Origin of the sequence: Amycolatopsis plumensis, assembly GCF_042652605.1 — a bacterium.
GTDB lineage: Bacteria > Actinomycetota > Actinomycetes > Mycobacteriales > Pseudonocardiaceae > Amycolatopsis > Amycolatopsis plumensis.
Genome location: NZ_JBHSJY010000001.1, coordinates 2,080,488 through 2,101,366, shown reverse-complemented (window position 1 = coordinate 2,101,366; position 20,879 = coordinate 2,080,488). Strand labels below are relative to the sequence as shown.

The 20,879-nt window shown below is 70.3% G+C and carries 19 protein-coding genes and 1 pseudogene; 7 read left to right on the top strand and 13 right to left on the bottom strand.

The window, feature by feature from the left end:
* Positions 1 to 5 precede the first annotated feature (5 nt).
* Entirely contained in the window at positions 6 to 1,781 is a 1,776-nt protein-coding gene (locus ACFPLC_RS09820) for a multicopper oxidase family protein (protein WP_378193954.1), read from the bottom strand.
* A gap of 190 nt (positions 1,782 to 1,971) precedes the next feature.
* Between ACFPLC_RS09820 and ACFPLC_RS09815 the strand changes: the two genes are divergently transcribed.
* Positions 1,972 to 2,766: an HAD-IIA family hydrolase gene (locus ACFPLC_RS09815; protein ID WP_043776367.1), complete on the top strand. Its 795-nt coding sequence runs from the start codon at positions 1,972 to 1,974 to the stop codon at positions 2,764 to 2,766.
* Between the two features lie 37 nt (positions 2,767 to 2,803).
* Positions 2,804 to 3,604, top strand: coding sequence for a metallophosphoesterase family protein (locus tag ACFPLC_RS09810; RefSeq protein ID WP_378193949.1), 801 nt, complete (start codon positions 2,804 to 2,806; stop codon positions 3,602 to 3,604).
* Here ACFPLC_RS09810 and ACFPLC_RS09805 read toward each other — a convergent pair.
* The 6 genes from ACFPLC_RS09805 to ACFPLC_RS09780 all read right to left on the bottom strand — a co-directional run bounded on the left by ACFPLC_RS09805 (position 3,601) and on the right by ACFPLC_RS09780 (position 8,021).
* Entirely contained in the window at positions 3,601 to 3,975 is a 375-nt protein-coding gene (locus ACFPLC_RS09805; protein WP_378193946.1) for a YccF domain-containing protein, read from the bottom strand. The genes ACFPLC_RS09810 and ACFPLC_RS09805 overlap by 4 nt on opposite strands.
* Positions 3,975 to 4,721 (bottom strand): PhzF family phenazine biosynthesis protein, encoded by a 747-nt coding sequence (locus ACFPLC_RS09800; RefSeq protein ID WP_378193943.1) that lies wholly within the window; start codon positions 4,719 to 4,721, stop codon positions 3,975 to 3,977. Before ACFPLC_RS09800 ends, ACFPLC_RS09805 begins: the two co-directional genes overlap by 1 nt.
* A gap of 47 nt (positions 4,722 to 4,768) precedes the next feature.
* Positions 4,769 to 6,178 carry a hypothetical protein gene (locus ACFPLC_RS09795; RefSeq protein WP_378193940.1) on the bottom strand — a complete coding sequence of 470 codons (1,410 nt, stop codon included), beginning with the start codon at positions 6,176 to 6,178 and terminating at the stop codon, positions 4,769 to 4,771.
* Between the two features lie 14 nt (positions 6,179 to 6,192).
* Positions 6,193 to 6,753: a DUF3558 family protein gene (locus ACFPLC_RS09790; protein ID WP_378193937.1), complete on the bottom strand. Its 561-nt coding sequence runs from the start codon at positions 6,751 to 6,753 to the stop codon at positions 6,193 to 6,195.
* Positions 6,750 to 7,247 carry a hypothetical protein gene (locus tag ACFPLC_RS09785; RefSeq protein WP_378193934.1) on the bottom strand — a complete coding sequence of 166 codons (498 nt, stop codon included), beginning with the start codon at positions 7,245 to 7,247 and terminating at the stop codon, positions 6,750 to 6,752. The genes ACFPLC_RS09790 and ACFPLC_RS09785 overlap by 4 nt, the downstream gene beginning before the upstream one ends.
* Before the next feature lie 72 nt (positions 7,248 to 7,319).
* Entirely contained in the window at positions 7,320 to 8,021 is a 702-nt protein-coding gene (locus ACFPLC_RS09780) for an ESX secretion-associated protein EspG (RefSeq protein ID WP_378193931.1), read from the bottom strand.
* Positions 8,022 to 8,172: 151 nt separating this feature from the next.
* Here ACFPLC_RS09780 and ACFPLC_RS09775 point away from each other — a divergent pair, with 151 nt between their 5' ends.
* Positions 8,173 to 9,831 (top strand): AMP-binding protein, encoded by a 1,659-nt coding sequence (locus ACFPLC_RS09775; RefSeq protein WP_378193928.1) that lies wholly within the window; start codon positions 8,173 to 8,175, stop codon positions 9,829 to 9,831.
* Positions 9,832 to 9,958: 127 nt separating this feature from the next.
* Here ACFPLC_RS09775 and ACFPLC_RS09770 read toward each other — a convergent pair whose 3' ends face one another.
* Together ACFPLC_RS09770 and ACFPLC_RS09765 are read right to left on the bottom strand one after the other, a co-directional pair.
* Positions 9,959 to 10,915: a R2-like ligand-binding oxidase gene (locus ACFPLC_RS09770; protein WP_378193925.1), complete on the bottom strand. Its 957-nt coding sequence runs from the start codon at positions 10,913 to 10,915 to the stop codon at positions 9,959 to 9,961.
* On the bottom strand, positions 10,912 to 11,511 hold the full coding sequence (locus tag ACFPLC_RS09765) for a TetR/AcrR family transcriptional regulator (protein WP_378193922.1): 600 nt from the start codon (positions 11,509 to 11,511) through the stop codon (positions 10,912 to 10,914). The genes ACFPLC_RS09770 and ACFPLC_RS09765 overlap by 4 nt, the downstream gene beginning before the upstream one ends.
* A 95-nt stretch (positions 11,512 to 11,606) precedes the next feature.
* Between ACFPLC_RS09765 and ACFPLC_RS09760 the strand changes: the two are divergent.
* Positions 11,607 to 12,221: pseudogene (locus tag ACFPLC_RS09760) on the top strand (HAD family hydrolase); the annotation flags it as partial.
* On the opposite strand, the gene ACFPLC_RS09755 reads toward ACFPLC_RS09760, so the two are convergent.
* A complete protein-coding gene (locus tag ACFPLC_RS09755; protein WP_176174588.1) occupies positions 12,221 to 12,457 on the bottom strand; it encodes a hypothetical protein in 237 nt (78 codons plus the stop codon). The pseudogene ACFPLC_RS09760 and the gene ACFPLC_RS09755 sit on opposite strands and share 1 nt — an antisense overlap.
* A 132-nt stretch (positions 12,458 to 12,589) precedes the next feature.
* Here ACFPLC_RS09755 and ACFPLC_RS09750 point away from each other — a divergent pair, with 132 nt between their 5' ends.
* On the top strand, positions 12,590 to 12,976 hold the full coding sequence (locus ACFPLC_RS09750) for a cold-shock protein (protein WP_013230216.1): 387 nt from the start codon (positions 12,590 to 12,592) through the stop codon (positions 12,974 to 12,976).
* On the opposite strand, the gene ACFPLC_RS09745 is transcribed toward ACFPLC_RS09750, so the two are convergent.
* Genes ACFPLC_RS09745 through ACFPLC_RS09735 form a run of 3 tightly spaced genes read right to left on the bottom strand, consistent with a single transcriptional unit; the run spans position 12,973 to position 16,208 of the window.
* A complete protein-coding gene (locus tag ACFPLC_RS09745) occupies positions 12,973 to 13,449 on the bottom strand; it encodes a DUF2771 family protein (protein ID WP_378193915.1) in 477 nt (158 codons plus the stop codon). The genes ACFPLC_RS09750 and ACFPLC_RS09745 overlap by 4 nt on opposite strands.
* Before the next feature lie 9 nt (positions 13,450 to 13,458).
* Complete coding sequence (locus ACFPLC_RS09740) at positions 13,459 to 15,381, bottom strand: MFS transporter (protein WP_378193912.1); 1,923 nt, start codon at positions 15,379 to 15,381, stop codon at positions 13,459 to 13,461.
* Positions 15,382 to 15,431: 50 nt separating this feature from the next.
* Positions 15,432 to 16,208 carry a glutaminyl-peptide cyclotransferase gene (locus ACFPLC_RS09735; protein WP_378193909.1) on the bottom strand — a complete coding sequence of 259 codons (777 nt, stop codon included), beginning with the start codon at positions 16,206 to 16,208 and terminating at the stop codon, positions 15,432 to 15,434.
* A 51-nt stretch (positions 16,209 to 16,259) separates the two neighbouring features.
* Here ACFPLC_RS09735 and ACFPLC_RS09730 point away from each other — a divergent pair, with 51 nt between their 5' ends.
* Positions 16,260 to 18,074 carry a DUF3027 domain-containing protein gene (locus ACFPLC_RS09730; RefSeq protein WP_378193905.1) on the top strand — a complete coding sequence of 605 codons (1,815 nt, stop codon included), beginning with the start codon at positions 16,260 to 16,262 and terminating at the stop codon, positions 18,072 to 18,074.
* A complete protein-coding gene (locus tag ACFPLC_RS09725; protein ID WP_378193902.1) occupies positions 18,071 to 20,878 on the top strand; it encodes a sacsin N-terminal ATP-binding-like domain-containing protein in 2,808 nt (935 codons plus the stop codon). The genes ACFPLC_RS09730 and ACFPLC_RS09725 overlap by 4 nt, the downstream gene beginning before the upstream one ends.
* Position 20,879: the final 1 nt, after the last annotated feature.

The window sequence follows — 20,879 nt, the reverse complement described above, 5'->3', positions numbered from 1 at the left end:
GTGGGTCAGGTGGCGTCGTGGTGGTGGCCGCCGCCCGGGTGGACGTGGAACTTCGCCACCTCGGGCGGGTGCACGACGAACGGCCGCATCATGCCCTCGTCCTCGTGGTCGAGGATGTGGCAGTGGAACATGAACTCGCCGGTTCCCCCACCGAACTGGCCGGCGACGCTCACCCACTGGCCGGGCCGCACGATGATCGTGTCCTTCCAGCCCTCCTCGTACTTCTCCAGCGGGATGTCGGTGAAGCCGGCGATCGGCGCCGTCGTGCGCTCCGTGGCCTGGTCGAACGTCGTGGTGAAGCTGCGCCGGAACAGCGCCTGGAACTCCGTCAGGTGGATGTGGATCGGGTGCGCGGGGCCGCCGTTCGCCACGTGCACCAGGTTCCACACCGCCCACCGGTCGTGGTCGATGAAGATCCCGGTGGTGTCGTCGAACAGCCGTCCGGTCATCCGGAACGTCTTCAGCCCGCCGTTCGGGTCCTGGAGCTGGATGATCCCCGGGCCGCCCGGGTCCGCGTCGACCTCCTGGAGGTCCCACATCTCCGGGTGGCCCTCGGCGTTGAGCAGCAGCGCGACCCAGACGTGGTCGTGGTCCTCCGGCAGCGTCGAGCCGTGCACCAGGCGCGTGTAGGACGTCGAGATCTTCTCCGGCAGCGTGAACGGGTCGTGCTTCGCCCGGCCGTCCACCCGGAACTCCATGAGATCCGGTTCGACGCTGCCGAGCTGCGGGTCGGCGTTGCGCAGCCTGAGCTTCTGCCCCTTGAAGCGGCTGAAGTCGATCAGCACGTCGAACCGCTCGGCCGGCGCGACCGTGAGGCCGTTCGCCGGCAGTTCCGCAGGCGCGGGCAGCAGGCCGCCGTCGGTGCCGATCAGGCGCACGGCCTCGTTGACCGGCTTGTCGTGCTCGTCGACCAGGTTGAGCGTGTAGAACCGCGAGTTGGCCGCGTTGAGCAGCCGGAAGCGGTACCAGCGGGCGTCGACGTCCAGGTGCGGCCAGATCACGCCGTTCACCAGGTTGAACGGCCCGGTGAACGGGATCAGCGTGCCGTTCGGCAGGGCCGGGACCTTGAACAGCAGCTGCCCGGTGAGCGACTGGGTCGCCGGGTCGATGTCCAGGTTGCGGTCGGTGATGATCAGCGGGATCTCGTGGTCGCCGTGCGGCAGGCCGAGCGCGTCCTCCTCGTCGTCGCGGATCAGGTACATCCCGGCCAGGCCCGTGTGGACGTTGAAGCGGGTGATCGCCATGGCGTGGTCGTGGTACCACAGCGGCATCGCCTGCTGGCGGTTCTGGTACTCGGCCAGCTGGGACGTCCCCGCGAGGCCCGCGTTGTGCGCCCAGCCGTCGTTGCCCGCGTTGGTGCGCGCGCCGTGGAGGTGGACGACCGTCCACGCCGGCAGGTCGGCGACACCCTCGATGATCGAGTAGCCCGTTCTGTCCAGTTCGCGGCCGGGCCGGCCGGCCGGCGCGTCGGCCAGTGGGCCCTGAACGGCCACGAGCGGGAACTCGCCCTCGATTTCGTTGGACCACGAAATCCGCAGCTGCTTGCCGCTGCGCACTTCGATCGTCGGACCCGGGAAATGTCCCGCGTACGTCCACAACGTACTTTCGGGCAATTCCGAGTGCAGCCGCTGCCGTTGGGTCACCATGGGAATGGTGATCAATTCCCGGCCGCGCGGCCGGAACACGGGTGGAACGCGCAACGGGTCCAGGAACTTGGTGAGTCCCCAGTTCGGTGCGGTGATCGGCCCGGCCGCCGCCGGGCGCTCGATGATTTCGGTCATGGTTCTCCCCCTTCGGTGCGGGGGCAGGAAGAATTGCGCGGCGGCGCGTACGCCGTCGACGTCGAAAAGTATTCCCCCGAACCCCCTCGGTGACCGGGCGCGCGACTCCCCTCGCGTTACCGGTAATTCCGATGGTAGCCCTTTTCGGCGTATCACGCAGGTGTCTCGCGCGCGTGATAGGTTTCGCACCATGAGCGAACGCCGCTGGACGTACCTCTCCGACATGGACGGCGTCCTGGTGAAGGAGGAGCACCTCGTCCCGGGGGCCGACGAGTTCCTCGCCGAGCTGAAGGCGAACGGCATCGACTTCCTGGTGCTGACGAACAACTCGATCTACACCCCGCGCGACCTGCGGGCGCGGCTGGAGCGCACCGGGCTCGACATCCCCGAGGAGTCGATCTGGACCTCGGCGCTGGCGACCGCGAAGTTCCTCTCGTCGCAGCGGCCGAACGGCTCGGCGTACGTCATCGGCGAGGCCGGCCTCACCACGGCGCTGCACGAGGTCGGCTACGTGCTGACCGAGCGCGACCCCGACTACGTCGTGCTGGGCGAGACCCGCACGTACAGCTTCAGCGCCATCACGCGCGCCATCCGGCTGATCGAGGGCGGCGCGAAGTTCATTGCGACGAACCCGGACGCGACCGGCCCCAGCCTGGAGGGCTCGATGCCGGCCACCGGGTCCGTCGCGGCGCTGATCGAGAAGGCCACCGGGCGCTCGCCGTACTACGTCGGCAAGCCGAACCCGCTGATGATGCGCTCGGCGCTGCGGCGGCTCGGCGCGCACTCGGAGTCGACGCTGATGATCGGCGACCGGATGGACACCGACGTGCACTCGGGCATCGAGGCCGGCCTGCAGACCATCCTGGTGCTCACCGGCATATCCACCCCGGAGTCGGCCGAACGCTATCCGTACCGGCCCACGATGGTGATCGACTCGGTCGCCGACCTGATCGGGCGAACCCTGGACCCGTTCGGCGAAGGCTGAGCGTGGGGCGGCGGGCCACAGGGCATATCGTCAGCGGATGAGCAAGTCGACGTACGTGGTCGGCGACGTCCACGGCCACCGTGACGAACTCGCCGACGCGCTGAGATCCGAAGGCCTGGTCGACGAGGAGGACAACTGGTCCGGCGGCGAGGACCAGCTGTGGTTCCTCGGTGATTTCGTCGACCGCGGTCCGGACGGCGTCGGGGCGATCGACCTGGTCATGCGGCTCGAGGAGCAGGCGGCCGAGGCCGGCGGCCAGGTCCAGACGCTGCTGGGCAACCACGAGATCCTCGCGCTGGGGATGTACCACTTCGGCGACGAGCCGGTGCCGTCCGACTTCGGCCCGCGCAGCTTCGCCCGCAGCTGGGAGATCAACGGCGGCCTGCTGTCGGACCAGGACCGGCTGACCCCGGAGCACATCGAGTGGCTGACCGCGCGCCCGCTGGCCGCCGTCGTCGCAGACCACCTGCTGCTGCACTCGGACACGCTGGAGTACCTCGACTGGGGCTCGTCGATCGACGAGATCAACGAGGCGGCTCGCGAGATCCTCGAGGGCAGCGACATCGAGGCGTGGTGGGACGTCTGGCGCCGCATGACGACGCGCTACGCCTTCCGCGGCCCGGACGGCGAGGAAAACGCCCAGAAGCTGATGGACGTCCTCGGCGGCTCGCGGATCGTGCACGGGCACAGCGTCATCGCCGACCAGCTGGGCATCCACCCGACGCAGATCGAGGGCCCGTTCCTGTACGCGGGCGGCAAGGCCCTCGGCGTCGACGGCGGCCTGTTCGTCGGCGGGCCGTGCCTGGTGGTCGAGCTGCCGTTCGCGCCGGAGTCCTAGGCGATCTCGACGATCTCCTTGCCGAGCGGCACCAGCGACACGGGGATCAGCTTGAAGTTGGCGATGCCGAGCGGGATGCCGACGATCGTGAGGCAGAGGGCGATGCCGGTGACGACGTGCCCGATGGCCAGCCACCACCCGGCGAAGACGAACCAGACGACGTTCCCGACGCACGAGGCGGCGCCCGCGTCCCGCCGGTCGACGACCGTGCGCCCGAACGGCCAGAGCGCGTAGTGCGCGATCCGGAACGACGCCAGCCCGAACGGGATGGTGACGATGAGGATGCAGCAGATGACGCCGGCGATCAGGTAGCCGACGGCCATCCAGAAGCCGCACAGGACGAGCCAGATGATGTTCAGCAGCGTGCGCATCAGACGTGCAGCTCCCCGCTCAGGATGGTGACGGCCTGGCCGGCGAGGTGGACGCGGTCGCCGTCCTGGCGGGTTCTCACGATACCGCCGCGGGCGGAGGCCTGTTCGCCGGTGAGTTCGGTGTTCCCCAGTCGTCCGGACCAGTAGGGCGAGAGGATGCAGTGCGCGGAGCCGGTGACGGGGTCTTCGTCGATGCCGACGCCGGGGGCGAAGAAGCGGCTCACGTAGTCCGTTTCGTCGCCTCGCGCGGTGACCAGCAGCCGCCCGGTCCAGGTGTGCTTGAGCTTCTCGAGGTCCGGTTCGAGGGTGCGTACGGTCTCGGCGTCTTTGACGACGGCGAAGAGGTTTTCGACGCCTCGGCCGGTGTACTGGATCTCTGTGTTGGGCAGGATTTCGGACAGGTCGTCGTCGGTGGGGTGCGGCGGGTCGGACGGAAAGTCCATCTCGACCCAGCCGTCTTCGGCCTTCGCGCGCAGTTCGCCGCTTTTGGTGGTGTAGGTCTGTTCGCCGCCGAGCACGTGCGTGACGGCGAGGGTGGCGTGCCCGCAGAGGGCGACCTCGACGGCGGGGGTGAACCACCGCAGCGACTTCGTTGCGCTGACGAAGAAAGCGGTCTCGGCGTGCTTCATCTCGGCGGCGACGGCCTGCATCCAGGCCGGGTCGGCGGGCTCGTCCAGCAGGACGACCCCGGCGGAGTTCCCGGCGAAGGCGCGATCGGTGAAGGCGTCGACGATGAAGAAGCGCATGCCACCAATGTAGCCGTGGGTTTTCCGGTTTCCCTCGGGTTGGTCCCTTAGGTGGTCTCCCCGATGGTCGGCTTCACGACCTTTTCGCCATCGGGCCCGCGTTCCGGCTTGAGATCGAAGACCTCTTCGTCGACGGCGTACTTGTTCTTGTGCTCTTTGTCCTCGTCCTTCTTCTTGCCGGCCGCGCCCGGGGCGGCGCCACCGGTGCCGCCTTTGCCCTTGGCCGCGGCGGCCGCGGTCGCTCCACGCTCGAGCCGTTCGCCGGTTTTGCTCCCGGTCTTGGCGCCTTCGCTTTCTTTCGGAGCGGTACCGGCACTGCCGGACACCCGCGCCCCGGCGAACCCGGTCCCGGCCCGCCCAGTGCTCTTCCCGCGCACGGTGTCCCCGCTGTTCGGTGAGCCACCGCCGGCGGTGGTCCCGGGCACGGCGAGCCCATCGGGCGTCATCCGCCCGAACGTCCCGGCGGCGGGGGCGGCGCGGAAGTTGCTGTTGCTGTTGAAGGTGCCGGTGCCGCTGGTCGTTCCCGGAGGGATGTAGGCGGTGCCGGGCGGGTTGGGCCCCGGGGCCGGCCCTGGCCCGGTCGTTCCGGTCGCGGCCGGCCCGCCGGGGACGAAGGTTCCGGAGGTGCCACCGGGCCCGGTGGCCGGGCCGGTGCCGCCGATGGCGGGGGTGCCGGTGAAGCTGCTGCTGCCGGTGCCGTGGAAGCCGCTGGCGGAGGTGGAATCCCCTTGCCCGAGCTGGGGTGGCGGGGTGTAGGTGGGCTGGGTGCTGGCGGTCTCGTGGTAGGTGGAGTCGAGGTTCTGGAGCACCTGGACGGCTTGCTGATGAGCGGCATCGGCCTGCTGCTGCTTGGCCTGGATGCCGACCATCGTCGTGTTCATGCCGATGAGGTTGCCGGATTCGTACTGCTGCCGGGCCTTGTCCATCTCGGCCTGCTGGTCGAAGCCGGTGGGCTCGGGCATGTTGGTCTTGGCGTAGTGCGCCGCCGCCGACTGCTGCGAGTAGTGGTTGGAGACCAGTTGCATCGCGCTGCCGGTTTGTTCGGTGTGGCCGGCGGTGCTTTCGAAGAAGGAGTTCGCCTGCTCGGCCGCGGGGCCCTGCCAGGAGCCACCCGCCGTCTTCGCTGCATTGCGGAACTCGTTCGAAGCGTCAGCCAGCCAGTTGCCGTAGACGTTGGCCACCCGGCTGCGATCGTTGATGCCTTCGATGTCCAGGTCCTTGTGGACCATGTCGTACAGGACTTCGTGCGGGCTGTTCGCGTAGTTCTCGCCGGGAGCCGGTGAATCGCCCCGCAGGGTCTGCCCCTGCTGCAGGAGTTTCCCTTGCGCGACCGAGTAGTCCGACGCAGCTTTCTCGGTCAGCCGCTGTGCATCGGAGTTGCCCTGAAGCTTCTGCGCGGTGGCCGCGTAGTAGTCACCCTCGGACTGGCGATGCTGCGCCCGGTGCGGCTGACTCATGGCTGGACTCCGTCTCAGTTCTTCGGCAGTAGCGGTTCGACCTTTTCGGCGATGCCTTTGACCAGGTCGCAGGCCATGGCGGTGTCCGAGCCCGAGGCAAGCAGGACGAAGGCGCGCGAGTTGGGTTTCACTTCCATCCACACATCGCATTGCCCGGGCGAGTTCTCCGGCTCGCGTTCCATGACCGCCGGGCGTCCGTTGACGTTCCCTTCACTCGCCTGGCTGGGGTTGCCGACGTTTTCCTTGTAGCCCCGTCCGGGGTTCAACGACAGGCCCACATCCACGCCGGGTGTGTTCCCGGACGTGGGCTTGCTGGCTCGGCATCCCTCTTTCGGGTTGGCGACCAGTGGTTCTGCCTTGGGGAATCCTTGACCGGCGAGCGCCTGATCGAGGATTGAGCAGGAACTGACGCCCGAGAACGGATTGCCCGGGTCGGCGGTCGCGCCGCTCGTGCCGGGAGCAGTCGAGCCAGGTGCCTGCGAACTGGGGGTTGCCTGGCCGCCGACCTGACTCGTGCAGGCGGTCAGAGTCAAGGCCAAGGCGGCTGCCACGACCGCGGCGCGTCGGGCGGTCACCGCTCTTGCTGCCCCTTGTTGAGCTGACTGAACGTCATGGTGTGAGCATCCTCTGTTTCGCGGTAGTTCTTGCGTGCGATCACCATCGCTTCGCGCGCTTGCTGAACACCGTCACGCATCCGGAGCAGATTGGGGATCAAGGACTGCTCGTCCCCGTCGGCCACCTTCACGTTGAAGGCGGCGACGGCCTTGGCGTATTCGCTGCCGCCCATCTTCGCCTGGGCTGCCAGCTCGCGAACATCGACGATCATCCGGTTGTAGCCGTCGAGGAAGAAGTCGCAGGCCTTCATGTACGCCTGGAAGCCCTCTTCGTTCACCGCGAACTGGCCGCCTTCGGCGAGGGACTTCAGGCGGTGGCCGCCTTCACTGACCCGCTGCGCCGCTGCCGAGTCCGCCGGCCCCTCGAGCAATCCCGACAGGAAGTTCGTGCCGGCGTCGCCGGCCGCAGGTGGTGGCGTGAACGACCCCGGCGCGTCGAATTGTGAACCGCCCATGACGCCCTCCCCGTCGTCCTGGGACCACCCTGCGTGGTCCCTCTGCACTGTACTAGTGACGAACCGGAGGTGTCAGTGGTTCCGGCCACGCTCGTGGAGCCAGCTCCGCAGGTGAGAACCATCCGAAGGGGTGAATCGCAGCCGGGTCTCGTGGCCCGGTAGCGGCTCGTTGAACATGAGAAACCGGCCGCCGTCGTTGTCGATGAAGGTGGCTGAGCCGATCGGGTGAAGGGGACCTTGTCCCTCGCGGGCCGACAGCTCGAACGTGCCGCAGCGGTGCAGTGGCCACGACGAGAATTCCGCCGCCGCGGCGGTGTCCTCACGGGTCCCCGGCGAGACGAACGCCAGCTCGGCCAGCGGCACCGGCCGGTAGCTCGGCAGCATGCCGACCACCAGGTCGACCAGCCGGTCCGGCCGCGTCTGGGCGAAGAGGATCTCCTCGCCCGCCAGTTCCGAGAACACGCCGAGGCCGTGGCCGATGGTGGCTCGGTAGAACACCTGGCGCCCGTCCGCCACCTCGGCCGCCCGGACGATGATCAGCACCTCCGGCTGGGTCCACGCCCGGAGCGTCTGCTCCACCTCGATGTCCAGCTTCTCCGGCCCCGCCAGCCCGCGCGCCCGCATCGACTCCCACGCCGCAGCCAGGATGCGGTCGTGTTCCTCCAGGGTGTGGCCCGGGCTGCGGATCTCGAACGGGTGCCAGTGCTGCGGGAGGCCCGTGCGGCGGATCGCGGCGATGACCTCCGGCAAGCCCAGCGAGAATTCCTCCGGCACGTCTCGAGCCTAGCGGAACCCGTCAGACGTCCAGCTGACGAATCCAGGGGAGGAACCCGACTCATCCCAGAAGCTTCCGGCCACCGTGCTGGCTGACCCGCCACCTGATTCCTAGACTCGGCGGCAGTCACCGCCGACTTCAGGAGGCACCATGCCTGACGCGCCCGCCCTGCCGAGTTACGCCTCGGGGACCTCCGAGGTCCCCCTGCTCGGGGACACCATCGGCGACAACTTCGACCGGACGGTGGCCGCGTTCGGGGACCGCGACGCCCTCGTCGACCGGGCCGCCGGCCGGCGGTGGACCTACCGGGAGCTGGCCGCGGAGGTGACCGCGCTGGCGCTGGGCCTGGTCGCGCGGGGCATCGGCAAGGGCGACCGGGTCGGGATCTGGTCGCCGAACCGGGCGGAGTGGACGTTCCTCCAATACGCGACGGCGAAGATCGGCGCCATCCTGGTCAACATCAACCCCGCCTACCGCGCGCACGAGCTGGAGTACGTCCTCAACCAGGCCGGGATCCGGCTGCTGGTGGCGTCGGACAAGTTCAAGACGTCCGACTACCCCGCGATGGCCGACGAGGTGCGCGAGAAGTGCGCGGCGCTGGAACAGGTTGTGATCCTCGGCAGCGAGGGGTGGCAGGCGCTGATCGACGCCGGCCGCGGAGGTGACCCGGCGCGGCTGGCGCACCTGCAGGCCGGGCTGTCGGCCGACGACCCGATCAACATCCAGTACACCTCCGGGACCACGGGCTTCCCCAAGGGCGCCACGCTGTCCCACCACAACATCCTGAACAACGGCTACTTCGTCGGCGAGCTGTGCGGCTACACCGAGCAGGACAAGGTGTGCATCCCGGTGCCCTTCTACCACTGCTTCGGCATGGTGATGGGCAACCTGGCCTGCACCAGCCACGGCGCCTGCATGGTCATCCCGGCCCCCGCGTTCGACCCGAAAGCCACCCTCGAAGCCGTCGCGGCCGAGCGGTGCACGTCGCTCTACGGCGTGCCGACGATGTTCATCGCCGAGCTCAACCATCCGGACTTCGACAGCTTCGACCTCTCGAGCCTGCGCACCGGGATCATGGCCGGCTCGCCGTGCCCGGTCGAGGTGATGAAGCAGGTCATCGACCGGATGGGGATGAGCGAGGTGTCCATCTGCTACGGCATGACCGAGACGTCCCCGGTGTCGACGCAGACCCGGTCGGACGACTCGATCGAGCGCCGCGTGTCGACGGTGGGGCGCGTCGGGCCGCACCTGGAGGTCAAGGTCGTCGACCCCGAAACCGGCCTGACAGTCCCGCGCGGCGAGCCGGGCGAGCTGTGCACGCGCGGGTATTCGGTGATGCTCGGGTACTGGGAACAGCCCGACAAGACGGCCGAGGCGATCGACGCGGCCCGCTGGATGCACACCGGCGACCTGGCGGTGATGGACGGCGACGGCTACGTCAACATCACCGGCCGCATCAAGGACATGGTCATCCGCGGCGGCGAAAACCTGTACCCGCGCGAGATCGAGGAGTTCCTCTACACGCACCCGGACATCCTCGACGCGCAGGTGATCGGCGTCCCGGACGAGAAGTACGGCGAGGAGCTGATGGCCTGGGTCCGGATGCGGGAGGGCGCGGAGCCGCTGACCGCGGAGAAGGTGCGCGAGTTCTGCAGCGGCAAGCTGGCGCACTACAAGATCCCGCGGTACGTCCACGTCGTCGAGGAGTTCCCGATGACGGTGACCGGCAAGGTCCGCAAGGTCGAGATGCGCGAGAAGTCGATCAGCCTGCTCGGCCTGGAGAACGCGGCCGCGACGAAGCACGCCTAAACCGGCCGGGGTGTCCGGGCGTGAGTCCTTCGCGATTCCGCGAAAGGAGGCCCGTGATGATCATCCTGTCCTGGGACTGGTGAACGGCGGTGCGGGGCACCTCTCGCCGAGGTGCCCCGCACGCTCGTCAGCCCACCGCCGCGGCGGCCTCCGCGATCGCCTTCGCGTCCTCTTCGCCGAAGGTCTCTTCGAGCTGCTCCGGCGAGTAGTCGACGTCGATCTGCTCCACCGGCATCCCGCGCGCCGACTCGATCGCGCCCAGCCGCCGCTGCGCCCGGTCGGCCGCGTACTGGACGATCTCCTGCGGGTCGTTGTCGAAGGGGAGCTCCTCGAACTGGTCCTGCACCCACTGGATCATGTTGAGCGCGTGGGGAAGCAGCTCGCCCATCCGCTGCTGCACCGCGTCCCACAGCGAGTCGTCCGCGGCGACGTGCCGACGGCAGGTGAACGTGCCCCAGGCCATGTGGCGGCGCTCGTCGTCGCCGATGCGGCGGACCAGTTCCTGCATGCCCGGCAGGATGTCGTGCTGGGTGCAGATCAGCTGCCACGAGTAGTACCCCGTCAGCGCGAGGCTGCCCTCGATCACGTGGTTGTAGGTGACGCTCGCCCGGATCTGGTTGAGCGGGCTGGGGTCGTCTTCCAGCGCGCGCAGCGACTGCGGCAGCTCTTCGTAGAACAGCTTGCGGTAGTGCGGGTTCTCGGCGACGAACGGGTGGAGGTCCTCGGTCAGCCCGACGGCGTCCATCCAGCGCCGGAACACCTCCGTGTGCTTGGCTTCCTCGAAGCAGAACTGCGTCAGGTACATCTCGTCGCCGAACCGGCCGGTCGCCGACATCGCCCGCATGAACGGCTGGATGTCCTCGGTGACGGCCTCTTCGCCGGCGATGAACTGGGCGACCAGGTATGTCGTGCTGCGCTTCTGCTCGTCGTTGAGCGTGTCCCAGCCTTCGCGCTCGCGGCTGAAGTCGATGTCCGCCGGGTTCCAGAACTTCTTGTTGCCCTTGACGAACAGGCGCAGCGGGAACGAGTCCCAGTTCAGGCCGCCCTTGCGCAGCGAGGAAAAACCGTTCCGGAGCTCGGTCATCGTTTCACTCCATGATGGACGAATTGGCGGATGGCGGGTTCCATGATCGCGGTGACGGCGTCGGCCGCTTCGGTCGCCGAATGCGTGGAAAGCACCAGGTGCGACAGGGAAAGCCGGACGACGGTCTCCGCGAGCAGCGCCGCGGCCTCGGCGGAAAGCCCCGGTTCGAACTCCTGGTACTGCTCCGCGGCGAGGTCGGCGGCCGCGGTGAGGATCGGCTCGCCCCGGCTCGTGAGGAGCGGCAGCAGGTCCTCGCCCGCTTCGGTGCCGAGCGCCGCCGCGACCAGGCGGTTCTCCCGCGCGTGCTCGATCGTGTAGACGACGGCGTGGTGGATGCCCGCCAGGAGCCCGTCCGCCGTTTCGAACCGCTGCCGGATCCCGTCGAGGAACTCCGACGCGGTGCGCAGCGCCACCGCCTGGGTCAGCGCCGCCTTGTTCCCGAACTCGTTGTAGACCGTCTGCCTGCTCACCCCGGCCTTCGCCGCGACGTCGGCCATCCGCAGGCCCGCGTGACCGCGGTCCGGCAGCAGGTCGGCGGCGGCGTCGAGCAGTGCCTCCCGCAGGGACGCCTTCGTCCGTTCGGTGAAGCTGGTCACACCCTCACCTTGACACAGATGGAGCCACTGTCAAGCCGCTGTACATGATCGGTTGACGTGTAAAACTGTCGGTGCCGCGGGTTACCGTGTTGATCGTGGGCATCACCGTGGGGTTCGACCTCGACATGACACTGATCGACGCCCGGCCGGGCATGGCCGCGGCGATGAACGCGCTGGGCGTCGAATCCGGCCTGCCGCTCGACGGCGACGCGTTCGCGGCCAACCTCGGGCCGCCGCTCGACGACATCCTGCGCGGCTTCGAGGCGCCGGAGGAGCGCATCCCCGGGCTCGTCGACCGGTTCCGCGCGCTGTACCCGGAGATGGTCGTGCCGAGCACGGTGGCGCTGCCGGGCGCGGTCGAGTCGCTCCGCGCGGTGCACGCCGCGGGCGGCCGCACGCTCGTCGTCACCGGGAAGTACGGGCCCAACGCACAACTGCACGTGGACGCGCTCGGCCTCGACGTCGACGAAGTCATCGGCGAGCTGTGGTCGACGCAGAAGGCCGAGGCGCTGCTGGCCCACGATGCGCGGGTGTATGTCGGAGATCACGCCGGCGACATCCGGGGTGCGCTGGCGGCGAACGCCATCGCGGTCGGCGTCACCACCGGGCCGTGTGATCGCACGCTGCTGCTGAGCGAGGGAGCGGAGGTGGTGTTCGAGTCGTTGACGGAGTTCCCGGACTGGTTCGAGAAGACGTTCGCGGCCGTGCCCTAATTCTTGGCGCGCGCTTCGATCACCAGGGCGATCAAGCCGAGCAGCAGGCCGAGCGGGGTGATGACCCCGGCGGCGACCGACAGCCAGATGGGCAGGTTCTCCAGGCCGGCGGCGAACATGATGAACACCGCCAGCACGGCGAGCATGCCGAGGCCGAAAAGCCCGATGCCGACGCGCATCAGGAACGGTTTGCCGGGAGCGGCCACGCCCGCCTCCTTCGTCGTGCTCTTCATGACGCAAGAGGGTATCCGGCGGTATCGACTTCTCCCCAGGGCCGGTGGCGAGATACCCTTTACCCAGCGCGCCCTGGGTACGCCCCCGGGCGCGTTAGTCATGAGCGGACAGCAGAAGGACTGGTGAGGGAAGTGCCGACCGGCAAGGTCAAGTGGTACGACGCGGAGAAGGGGTTCGGGTTCGTCACGCAGGACGGTGGCGCCGACGTCTACATTCGCAAGGCCGCGCTGCCGCAGGGCGTCGAGGGGCTGAAGGCCGGACAGCGGCTCGAATTCGGCGTCGCCGACGGCCGCCGCGGGCCGCAGGCGCTCTCCGTCCGGCTGCTCGACCCGCCGCCGTCCGTCGCCGAAGCGCGCCGTCGCCCGGCCGAGGAACTGCACGGCCTGATCGAGGACATGATCAAGCTGCTCGAGCTGAAGGTGCAGCCGGACCTGCGGCGCAACCGCTACCCGGACCGCAAGCACACCAAGCAGATCGCCGAAATCATGCGCGCGGTCGCCCGGGACATCGACCCCTAGGCCTCCAGCCGGAGACCCCACACGTCGCTGGGCAGCAGGCCCGACTCGCCGGTGCTCGAGTTGAGCACGGCGGTGTACTTCTGCACGTCCACCGCGGAAATGCGGTCGGCGGGCGTCGGCGGCGTGACCGTGTAGGCGTAGCGGTCCAGCGACGTGAACGGGATCGGCTCGCTCTGCTTGTACTCGCCCTGCGGGGTGACGTACTCGTAGACGATCTGCCACGGCGCGTCCGCGACCTCGCCGGGCACCGAGATCTGCACCGGCTTGCCCGGGCGGACCTTCAGCGTCTGCGTGTCGCCCTTGGCGCTGCACGGCTGCGCGAGCTGCCGGGAGTAGTCGCACGAGAGCACCGGTGCCGTGGTGATCGTGTGGCCGTCGGCGTAGAAGGTGACCTCGGCCGGGCCGGGGGCCGAGCAGCCGGCCACCGCGAACCCACCGGCCGCAAGCAGGGCCACCACCCGGGAACGTCGCATGGCCGGAGCCTACCGGCGGGCCCTCGGGTCCCGGGGCAGGCCCTGGGCCGGGAAGCTGCCGGTCGGCTCGGGGCGCAGCGGCCGGTCGCCGCCGAGGCCCGGCACGAGCGAGCCGCCGCGGCGCACCAGGTACGTCTGGGTCAGGCCGACGGCCAGCACGATCGTGATCACCAGGAAGCCGATCCAGTACGTCGGCGGCAGCAGCAGGCCGACCGCGCCGCCGAGGCACCAGGCCAGCTGCAGCACGGTTTCCGAGCGGCCGAACGCCGACGCGCGCGACTCCTCGGGCAGGTCTTCCTGGATGACGGCGTCGAGGCTGATCTTGGCCAGCGCGCTGGCCGTCGCGCCGATCAGGCCGACGATCGCGGCGGTGGCCAGGCCGGGCAGGATCGTCGCAACCAGCGCGGCCAGCACGCAGCCCGCCACGCAGCCGACGATCACCTGATCGGGGCTGCCGAAGTGCAGCCGCGAGCCCAGCGCGTTGCCGAGGAAACCGCCGGCGCCCGCCGCGGCACCGATCACGCCGAGCAGCAGCAGCTGCATGAACGGCGTCTGCCCGCTGCCCTCGGTCTGCGCCTTGACCGCGAACGCGGCGAACATCATGAGGAAGCCGGTGAGCACCCGCACCGAGCCGTTGCCCCACAGCGCGACGACGATGTGGCGCCCCATCGGCTGCCGGCGTTTCTTCTCCTTCGGGTGGGCCGAAAGCGACGTCGGCACCTCGCCCTCGGTCGCCTCCACCCAGGCCGGGATCCGCATCGACTGCACGGCCGCGGCGACGCAGATCAGCGCCGTGAACCACAGCGCACCCGCCGAGCCGGTGATCGCGTTGACACCGCTGGCCAGCGCGCCGAACACACCCGCGGCGACCAGGCCGAACGTGGTCAGCCGGGCGTTCGTCTTGGAGAGGGTGATCTCCGAGGGCAGCACCCGGGGCGTCACGGCGGCCTTGAGCACGGTGAACGACTTCGAGAGCACCATCATCCCGAGCGCGGCCGGGTAGAGCAGCCAGTCGTCGAAGTGCAGCGCCATCACGACGGCCATCAGCCCCTGGCCGATCGAGGACGCGCACATCGCCAGCCGCCTGCCGCGCTGCACCTTGTCGAGCGCGGGCCCGATCACCGGGGCGACCAGCGCGAACGGCGCGATCGTGATGAGCAGGTAGAGCGCCACCTTGCCCTTGCTCTCGCCGCTGGTCGCGGCGAAGAAAAGCGTGTTGGCCAGTGCGATCGCCATGGCCGCGTCGCTGGCGTAGTTCAGCATCACCGCGTAGGTCAGCGAGGTGAGACCGGACTTCTCGGCGCCGTCGGCCTTCGTCGCCCGCTGGAAGGCGTCGACGGCCTGGCCGGTCAGCTGGCGGCTGCGCATCGCCGCCACCCGCGTGACGGTGATCTTCTTCGGCAGCTTCGGCGTGCCGCCCGGCGTCCGCGGCTCTTCCCGCGGCGGCGGTGGCGGCTGCTCCGGCGGCCGCGGTTCGCCCGCGTAGCCGCCGGTGTCGTAGTGCTCGTACTCGCCGCTGCCGGGGTGGCGTTCGCCCTGGTAGAAGCCGCCGGGCGGCGGCTCGCGCCGCACCGGCTCGGTGCGGTGGGGGTCGTACGGCCGGGCCCCGCGCGGGGGCGGCGGCCGGTGGTTCGTCGGCGCGGCCGCGGTGGGTGCTTCGTCGGCGTTCGGCACCCGGCCGTCGTGGAACCCGGCGCGCGGCGGCGCGGGCCGCTGGACGCGGGTGGGCGGCTCGGCGTGGGACGGCGGCGGCGCGCTCTGGCGCTGGACGCGGGTGGGCGGCGGCGGGCTGCCGTGCTCGGCGCGCGGCGCGGCGGCGTCCCGCCAGGACCTGGCCTGGGCGGCGCCCGGCTCCGGCGTCCAGCGCCGCTTGGACTTCCGGCCGCGCTGCTGCGAGCCGGAGCCGTCGGAGCGGGAGCCGAAGAGTGCCACGTGTCAATCCTGCCTTACCGGGGGCCGGTTCCGCCTGCTCATCCGTGCTTTCAGGCCGGAGCCGGGACGAACCTCACGCGGAACGTGACCGGCCACTGCTTCCCGGTGAGCAGGAAATCGCCGGTGCCCGGGACGGCGGCGATACCGTTGAGCACGTCCTCGGTGCCGATCGCGTTCACCTTCGCACGCAGCTGACCTGCGTCGATCGTTCCGGTGATGCGTCCGGTCGCGGCCTCGACGCGCAGGATCGTGTCGGTGTGCCAAACGTTTGCGTAGACGTCCCCGCCGACGCATTCGAGCTCGTTGAGCTGGTCGCGGCCGACGTCGACACCACCGGTGACGGCGAAGGTCGCCGGATCCCGGAACGTCAGCCGCGCGGAGCCGTTGCTCATCACCAGTCGGCCGCCGTCCTGGTGGCACAGGCCCCAGCCTTCGCCCTGGAACGGGACGCGCCGCAGCTCGGCGAGGGTGGCGGCGTCGCGTTCGATGGCGAAGCCGTCCTGCCAGGTGAGCTGCCACAGCTTCGGCCCGAGGACGGTGACGCCCTCGCCGAACAGCGGCGACGGCAGCGTGGCCGTGACCCGGGGCGGGCCGCCCGCCGGGCCGGCGGTGAGCATCGACCGGCCGGCGAGCCCGGTGCTCTCGTAGAGCGTGTCACCGGCGAATTCGAGGCCTTCGGTGAAGGCGGCGGGGTCGTGCGGCAGGGTCGCCACGACCTGGACGGTGAGCCGTTCCGGGCCGGCGGGGTGTTCCGGTTGTTCCGGGGCGCCGGCGCAGCCGCCGAGCGCGGCGGCCAGCAGCAGGGCGGTGACGATCGGCGTGCGCACGTTGAACAGCCTGGCACGGGCGCCGCGGATGCGTGCGGCACAATTGGCCGCATGACTCTGCTGCTGACCCTGGACGACGGTTCCGTGCAGCGCAAACTCGCCGATGCGGTGGAGTTCGCGCGAGCTGCGGTGCTGGAGGACGCACCCGAGGAGCAGCTCGGCGCACACGTGGGGGTCACCCGCGAGGACGCGGTCACGGCGAGTCACCTGTTCGAGGCCCAGGTCCCTGGCTACGGAGGCTGGCGCTGGTCGGTCACGGTCGCGGCGGCGGGCGAAGACGAGCCGGTGACGGTCAGCGAGGTCGTGCTGGTGCCGGGCCCGTCGGCTCTGGTCGCGCCGGCGTGGGTGCCCTGGGAGCGCCGCGTGCGCGCGGGCGACCTCGGAGTCGGCGACATCTTCCCCACGGCGGACGACGACCCCCGCCTGGCCCCGGCGTACCTCCAGTCGGACGACCCGGCGGTGGAGGAGGTCGCCCGCGAGGTCGGCCTGGGCCGGGTCCACACGCTGTCCCGCTTCGGCCGCACGGAGGCGGCGGCCCGCTGGCACGCGGGCGAGTTCGGGCCCCGCTCGGACATGGCCCGCAGTGCGCCGGACGTGTGCGGGACGTGCGGGTTCTTCGTGCCGCTGGCGGGCTCGCTGCGCGGCGTGTTCGGGGTGTGCAGCAACGACATCGCCCCGGCGGACGGCCATGTGGTGGACGTGGAGTACGGGTGCGGAGCGCACTCGGAGGTGGAGGTCGAGCTGACCTCCTCGGTCCCGGTGGCCGAGCTGGTGTACGACGACTCGTTGCTGGACTTCACGCCGGCCCCGGAGATCGTGGAGACGGCCGCGGCCGAGCCGGAGACGGGGATCGCGGAGTCGGACGTATCGCCGGCGGAGGTCGAGCCGGAAGCGGCTGCGGAGTCGGTGGGTTCGGAGGCTTCAGAGGTTTCGGAGGTTTCGGCCGCCGAGCCGGAAGCTGCCGCGGAGGTCGAGCAGGCGGGGGAGCCGGTTGCGGCGGAGGCCGAGCCGGTGGCGGCGGCGGACGCGCCGGAAGCAGGATCGGCGGCGGAGGCGGTTGCGGCGGCCGAGCCGGAGGCAGCATCGGCCCCGGACCCGGAGCAGGCGGGGCAGCCGGTCGCGGCGGAAGCCGAGGCAGCGGCGGAGGTCGCGCCGGAAACAGCATCGGCGGCCGAGCCGGAGGCATCGGTGGCGACTCGCGAGGTCGCTGAGCCGGGTGAAGCAGCGGAAGCCCCTGAGTCGGTGGCTTCCGAAGCCGCTGCGGCGGAGGGTGGACCGGAGGCAGCATCGGCGGCGGCCGCGGAGCCGGAGCAGGCGGTGCCGGTGGCTTCGGAGGCGGCGGATCCGGCGGGATCGGCCGGCGAGCCGGTCGTGGCGGAGGTGCCCGAGCCGGCGGAAGCCGAGCCGACGCAGGCCGAGGTGACCGATGCGGCCGAGGTGCGGGCCGCCCCGGACTCGCCCGAAGCGACGGCCGAGCCCGAGGCGGGCGAGATCCCGGTGGCTGCGGAGTCCGATGCTGCGGAGGTGGACCCCGTCCCGGCGGAGGTGGCCGATCTCGCTGCCGAGCCGGTCCCGGCCGGTGGCGCGGAACCGACCGTGGCTTCCGAGACCGAGGCGATCGAGCCGCACGAAGTGGTGGAGTCGGGCCCTGCTGAGGCGCAGGATGCGGTTGTGCCGGAGCCTGCCGAGGCTGAGCCGACTCAGGCTGAGGTGACTGATGCTGTCGCCGCGCCTGAGGCTGAGTCAGCTGGTGCCGAACCTCAAGAAGGTGAGCTGCCCCAAGCCGCCCTCACCGGGGAGACTGTGAGCGAGGCTCTCCCCGCCGATGAAGCGCAAGCCCAGGTCGACGACGCCTCCGAACGGTGATCGGCGACAGCACTGAGCCGGGCGATCCGTTCGGGACCGCGCGGCTCCGCGAGGCCACCCTGCGCTCCTGGCGGGACTCGCCCACCCGGCTCACCGAAGACACCAACGTCGAACGTGACCTCCGGGTCGGCGCCTACCGGGATCGGCTCTTCGTCGAACTCGCGCAGAACGCTGCCGATGCCGCCATGGCCGGGGGCTCGCCGGGGCGGGTGAAAGTGTCTCTTGTGGACTCCGAACTGCGGTTCGCCAACACCGGCGCGCCGCTCGATGCGCGGGGTGTTGCCTCGCTCGCGTCGCTGCGGGCTTCCGGCAAGACCGGTGACACCGTCGGGCGCTTCGGGGTCGGGTTCGCCGCCGTGCGGACCGTTTCCGATGAGCCTCGCGTTGTTTCGAGCACCGGCGGGGTCGCCTTCTCCGCCGAGCGCACCCGGGAAGCCGCCGGGATCGCGGGAGACGTTCCCGTCCTGCGGCTTCCCTGGCCCGTCCCGGCCGATGTGCCGCCCGGCTTCGACACCGAAGTCCGGCTTCCGCTTCGGGACGACGTCGACGGGCGTGCTCTCCTCGACGACCTCGCCCAGGACGTGGCTGATCTGCTGCTTGCCCTGCCCTGGCTGCGTGAATTCGATGTGGACGGTCGCGTTTGGACACGGCAGGACGACGGCGACTTCGTCGAAATTCGGGGCCCGAAGCGGGAAACGCGCTGGCTGACTCACCGCGGTGACGTCGTGTGGGCCGTCCCTGTCGATGTCGATGGCGCACCCCTCCCGCTCGACGAGGACGTTCTGCACGCTCCCACCCCCACCGACGACGCGCTGTCGCTGCCGGCCCGGCTGCTCGCCTCCGTTCCGGTCGAACCGTCGCGGCGCCGTGCGCTGCCCGGACCCGAGCTGGCGCAGGCACTCGAGGCGGCGGCGAAGGAGTACGTCGGACTCGTAAGGCTGCTTCCGCCCGAACACCGGTTCGCGCTCGTTCCCGCGCCCGGGTTTCCCAAGTCTACTGTGGACAACAAGCTTCGTGACGAGGTCCTGGCGGCCCTCAGCGTGGAACCGTGGCTGTCCACGAAGGACGGCAACGAGGTTTCCGGTCGGCAGGCGCGAGTGCTCGACGTCGATGTTCCCGGGCTGGCCGTGCTCCTGAAGGACCTCGTACCGGGGCTGATCGAAGGGCCCGCGCAACTCCTCAAAGTCGTTGCCGTGCAAGTGATTGGCATCGAAGAGGTGCTGGAGACACTTACCGGCGTCACTCGGGACCCCGGCTGGTGGCGAGACCTCTACGCGGCCCTGGCGATCGCCGTCGAGTCGCACGCGCTCGCCGCCGAACGGCTCGACGGCCTGCCCGTTCCCCTGTCCGATGGCCGGACGTTGCCGGGAGCTCGGGGTTGCCTGCTCGTCGAAGGTTCGGCCGAGCTGCTCGATCTCCTGTCCGATGTGGACATTCCGGGGCTGCGGCTGGTGCACCCCGCCGCGTCGCACCCGCTCCTGGAACGCTTGGGCGCCAAGCACGCCGACGCGCGCGAGCTGCTCAACGCCGACCAGCTGCGGGACGCCGTCGAGCGCAGTGTCGAGGACGTCCGGTCCGGTTTGGACGGTACGACGCTCGCCGGTGCCGTGCTGCGGCTGATCGCCGACTGTGGCGACGACGCCCCGCGCTGGACCGGTGCGCTCGCCCTGCCCGGCACCGATTCCTGGCGCCGGGCCGACGAACTCGTCCTGCCGACGTCGCCGCTGCTCGACCTCTTCGACGAAGAGGTCTTCGAGGAAGACGGCGCGATGGACGTCCTCGACGAGGACTTCGCCGGGGACTGGCCACAAAGCACGCTCGAAGCCGCCGGCGTGCTCGACTCCTTCGCCGTAGTCGTCGACGACGAACCGCACGAGCCCGACCACGACCTGCCCGACGAAGAAGCCTGGTGGGACTCGCTGCCGGAGCCGCCGTCGACGCTGGTCGCCATCCGCGACCTCGACCTCGTCGGCGATGACGCCTGGCCCGCGGCCATCAGGCTGCTCGCCGCGCGGCCCGAGACGTGGCACGCCCTGCGCGCACCGCGCGGCCACGCGGGCTGGTGGATCGCGCAGTACGCCGTGCTCGAAGGCGCCGCGCCGAACGAGTGGCGGCTCCCGGACGCCGATCTGGCCGGGCTCTTCGACGAGGTCCCCGACGTCGGCCTGAGCGAGGACCTGCTTGCGATCGCCGGGGTGCGGAAAAACCTCACCTTGTCCAGTGTGGACGAAGCCGGCGACCTCCTCGACCGGCTCGCCGACCCGGACCGCGTGGTCTCGCCCGGGCTGACCGCGCGCGCCTACGACGCCGTCGTCGAGTCGGGACTGGAACCGGCAGCGCCGCGCGCCGTGCGGGCCGCCGATGGGTCCGTTGTGGACGACGCGCTGGTCCTGGACGTGCCGTGGGTGGCCGGAGCGCTCGAGCCCGACCGGTACGTGGCCGCTCCCGAGGATCCGGAGCGGCTCGCGGACCTGCTCGACCTGCCGCTCGCGAGCACCGAGGAAGCCCGGGTCGTCAGCGAAGGCGAGTACGCGCCCTGGGCCGAGCTTCCCGCGCTGAAACTCGTCGCCGACCAGCTCGGCATCCGGCTCCCGGACGGGGGTGTCCTGGTGCACGATCCGCTCACCGTGCGCATCCAGGAGGCCGAGCACGACGTCCAGTGGTGGTCCGATGACCGGCTGCACGCGGCCGACACGTCGGAAGGCCTGGCGCGGGCGTTCGCCTGGGCGGCCGGGCGCTGGCCCGACCGGCACCTGATCACGGCGCTGCTCGACGACCCGTCGCCGCGGACGCTGCTGGCGTAAC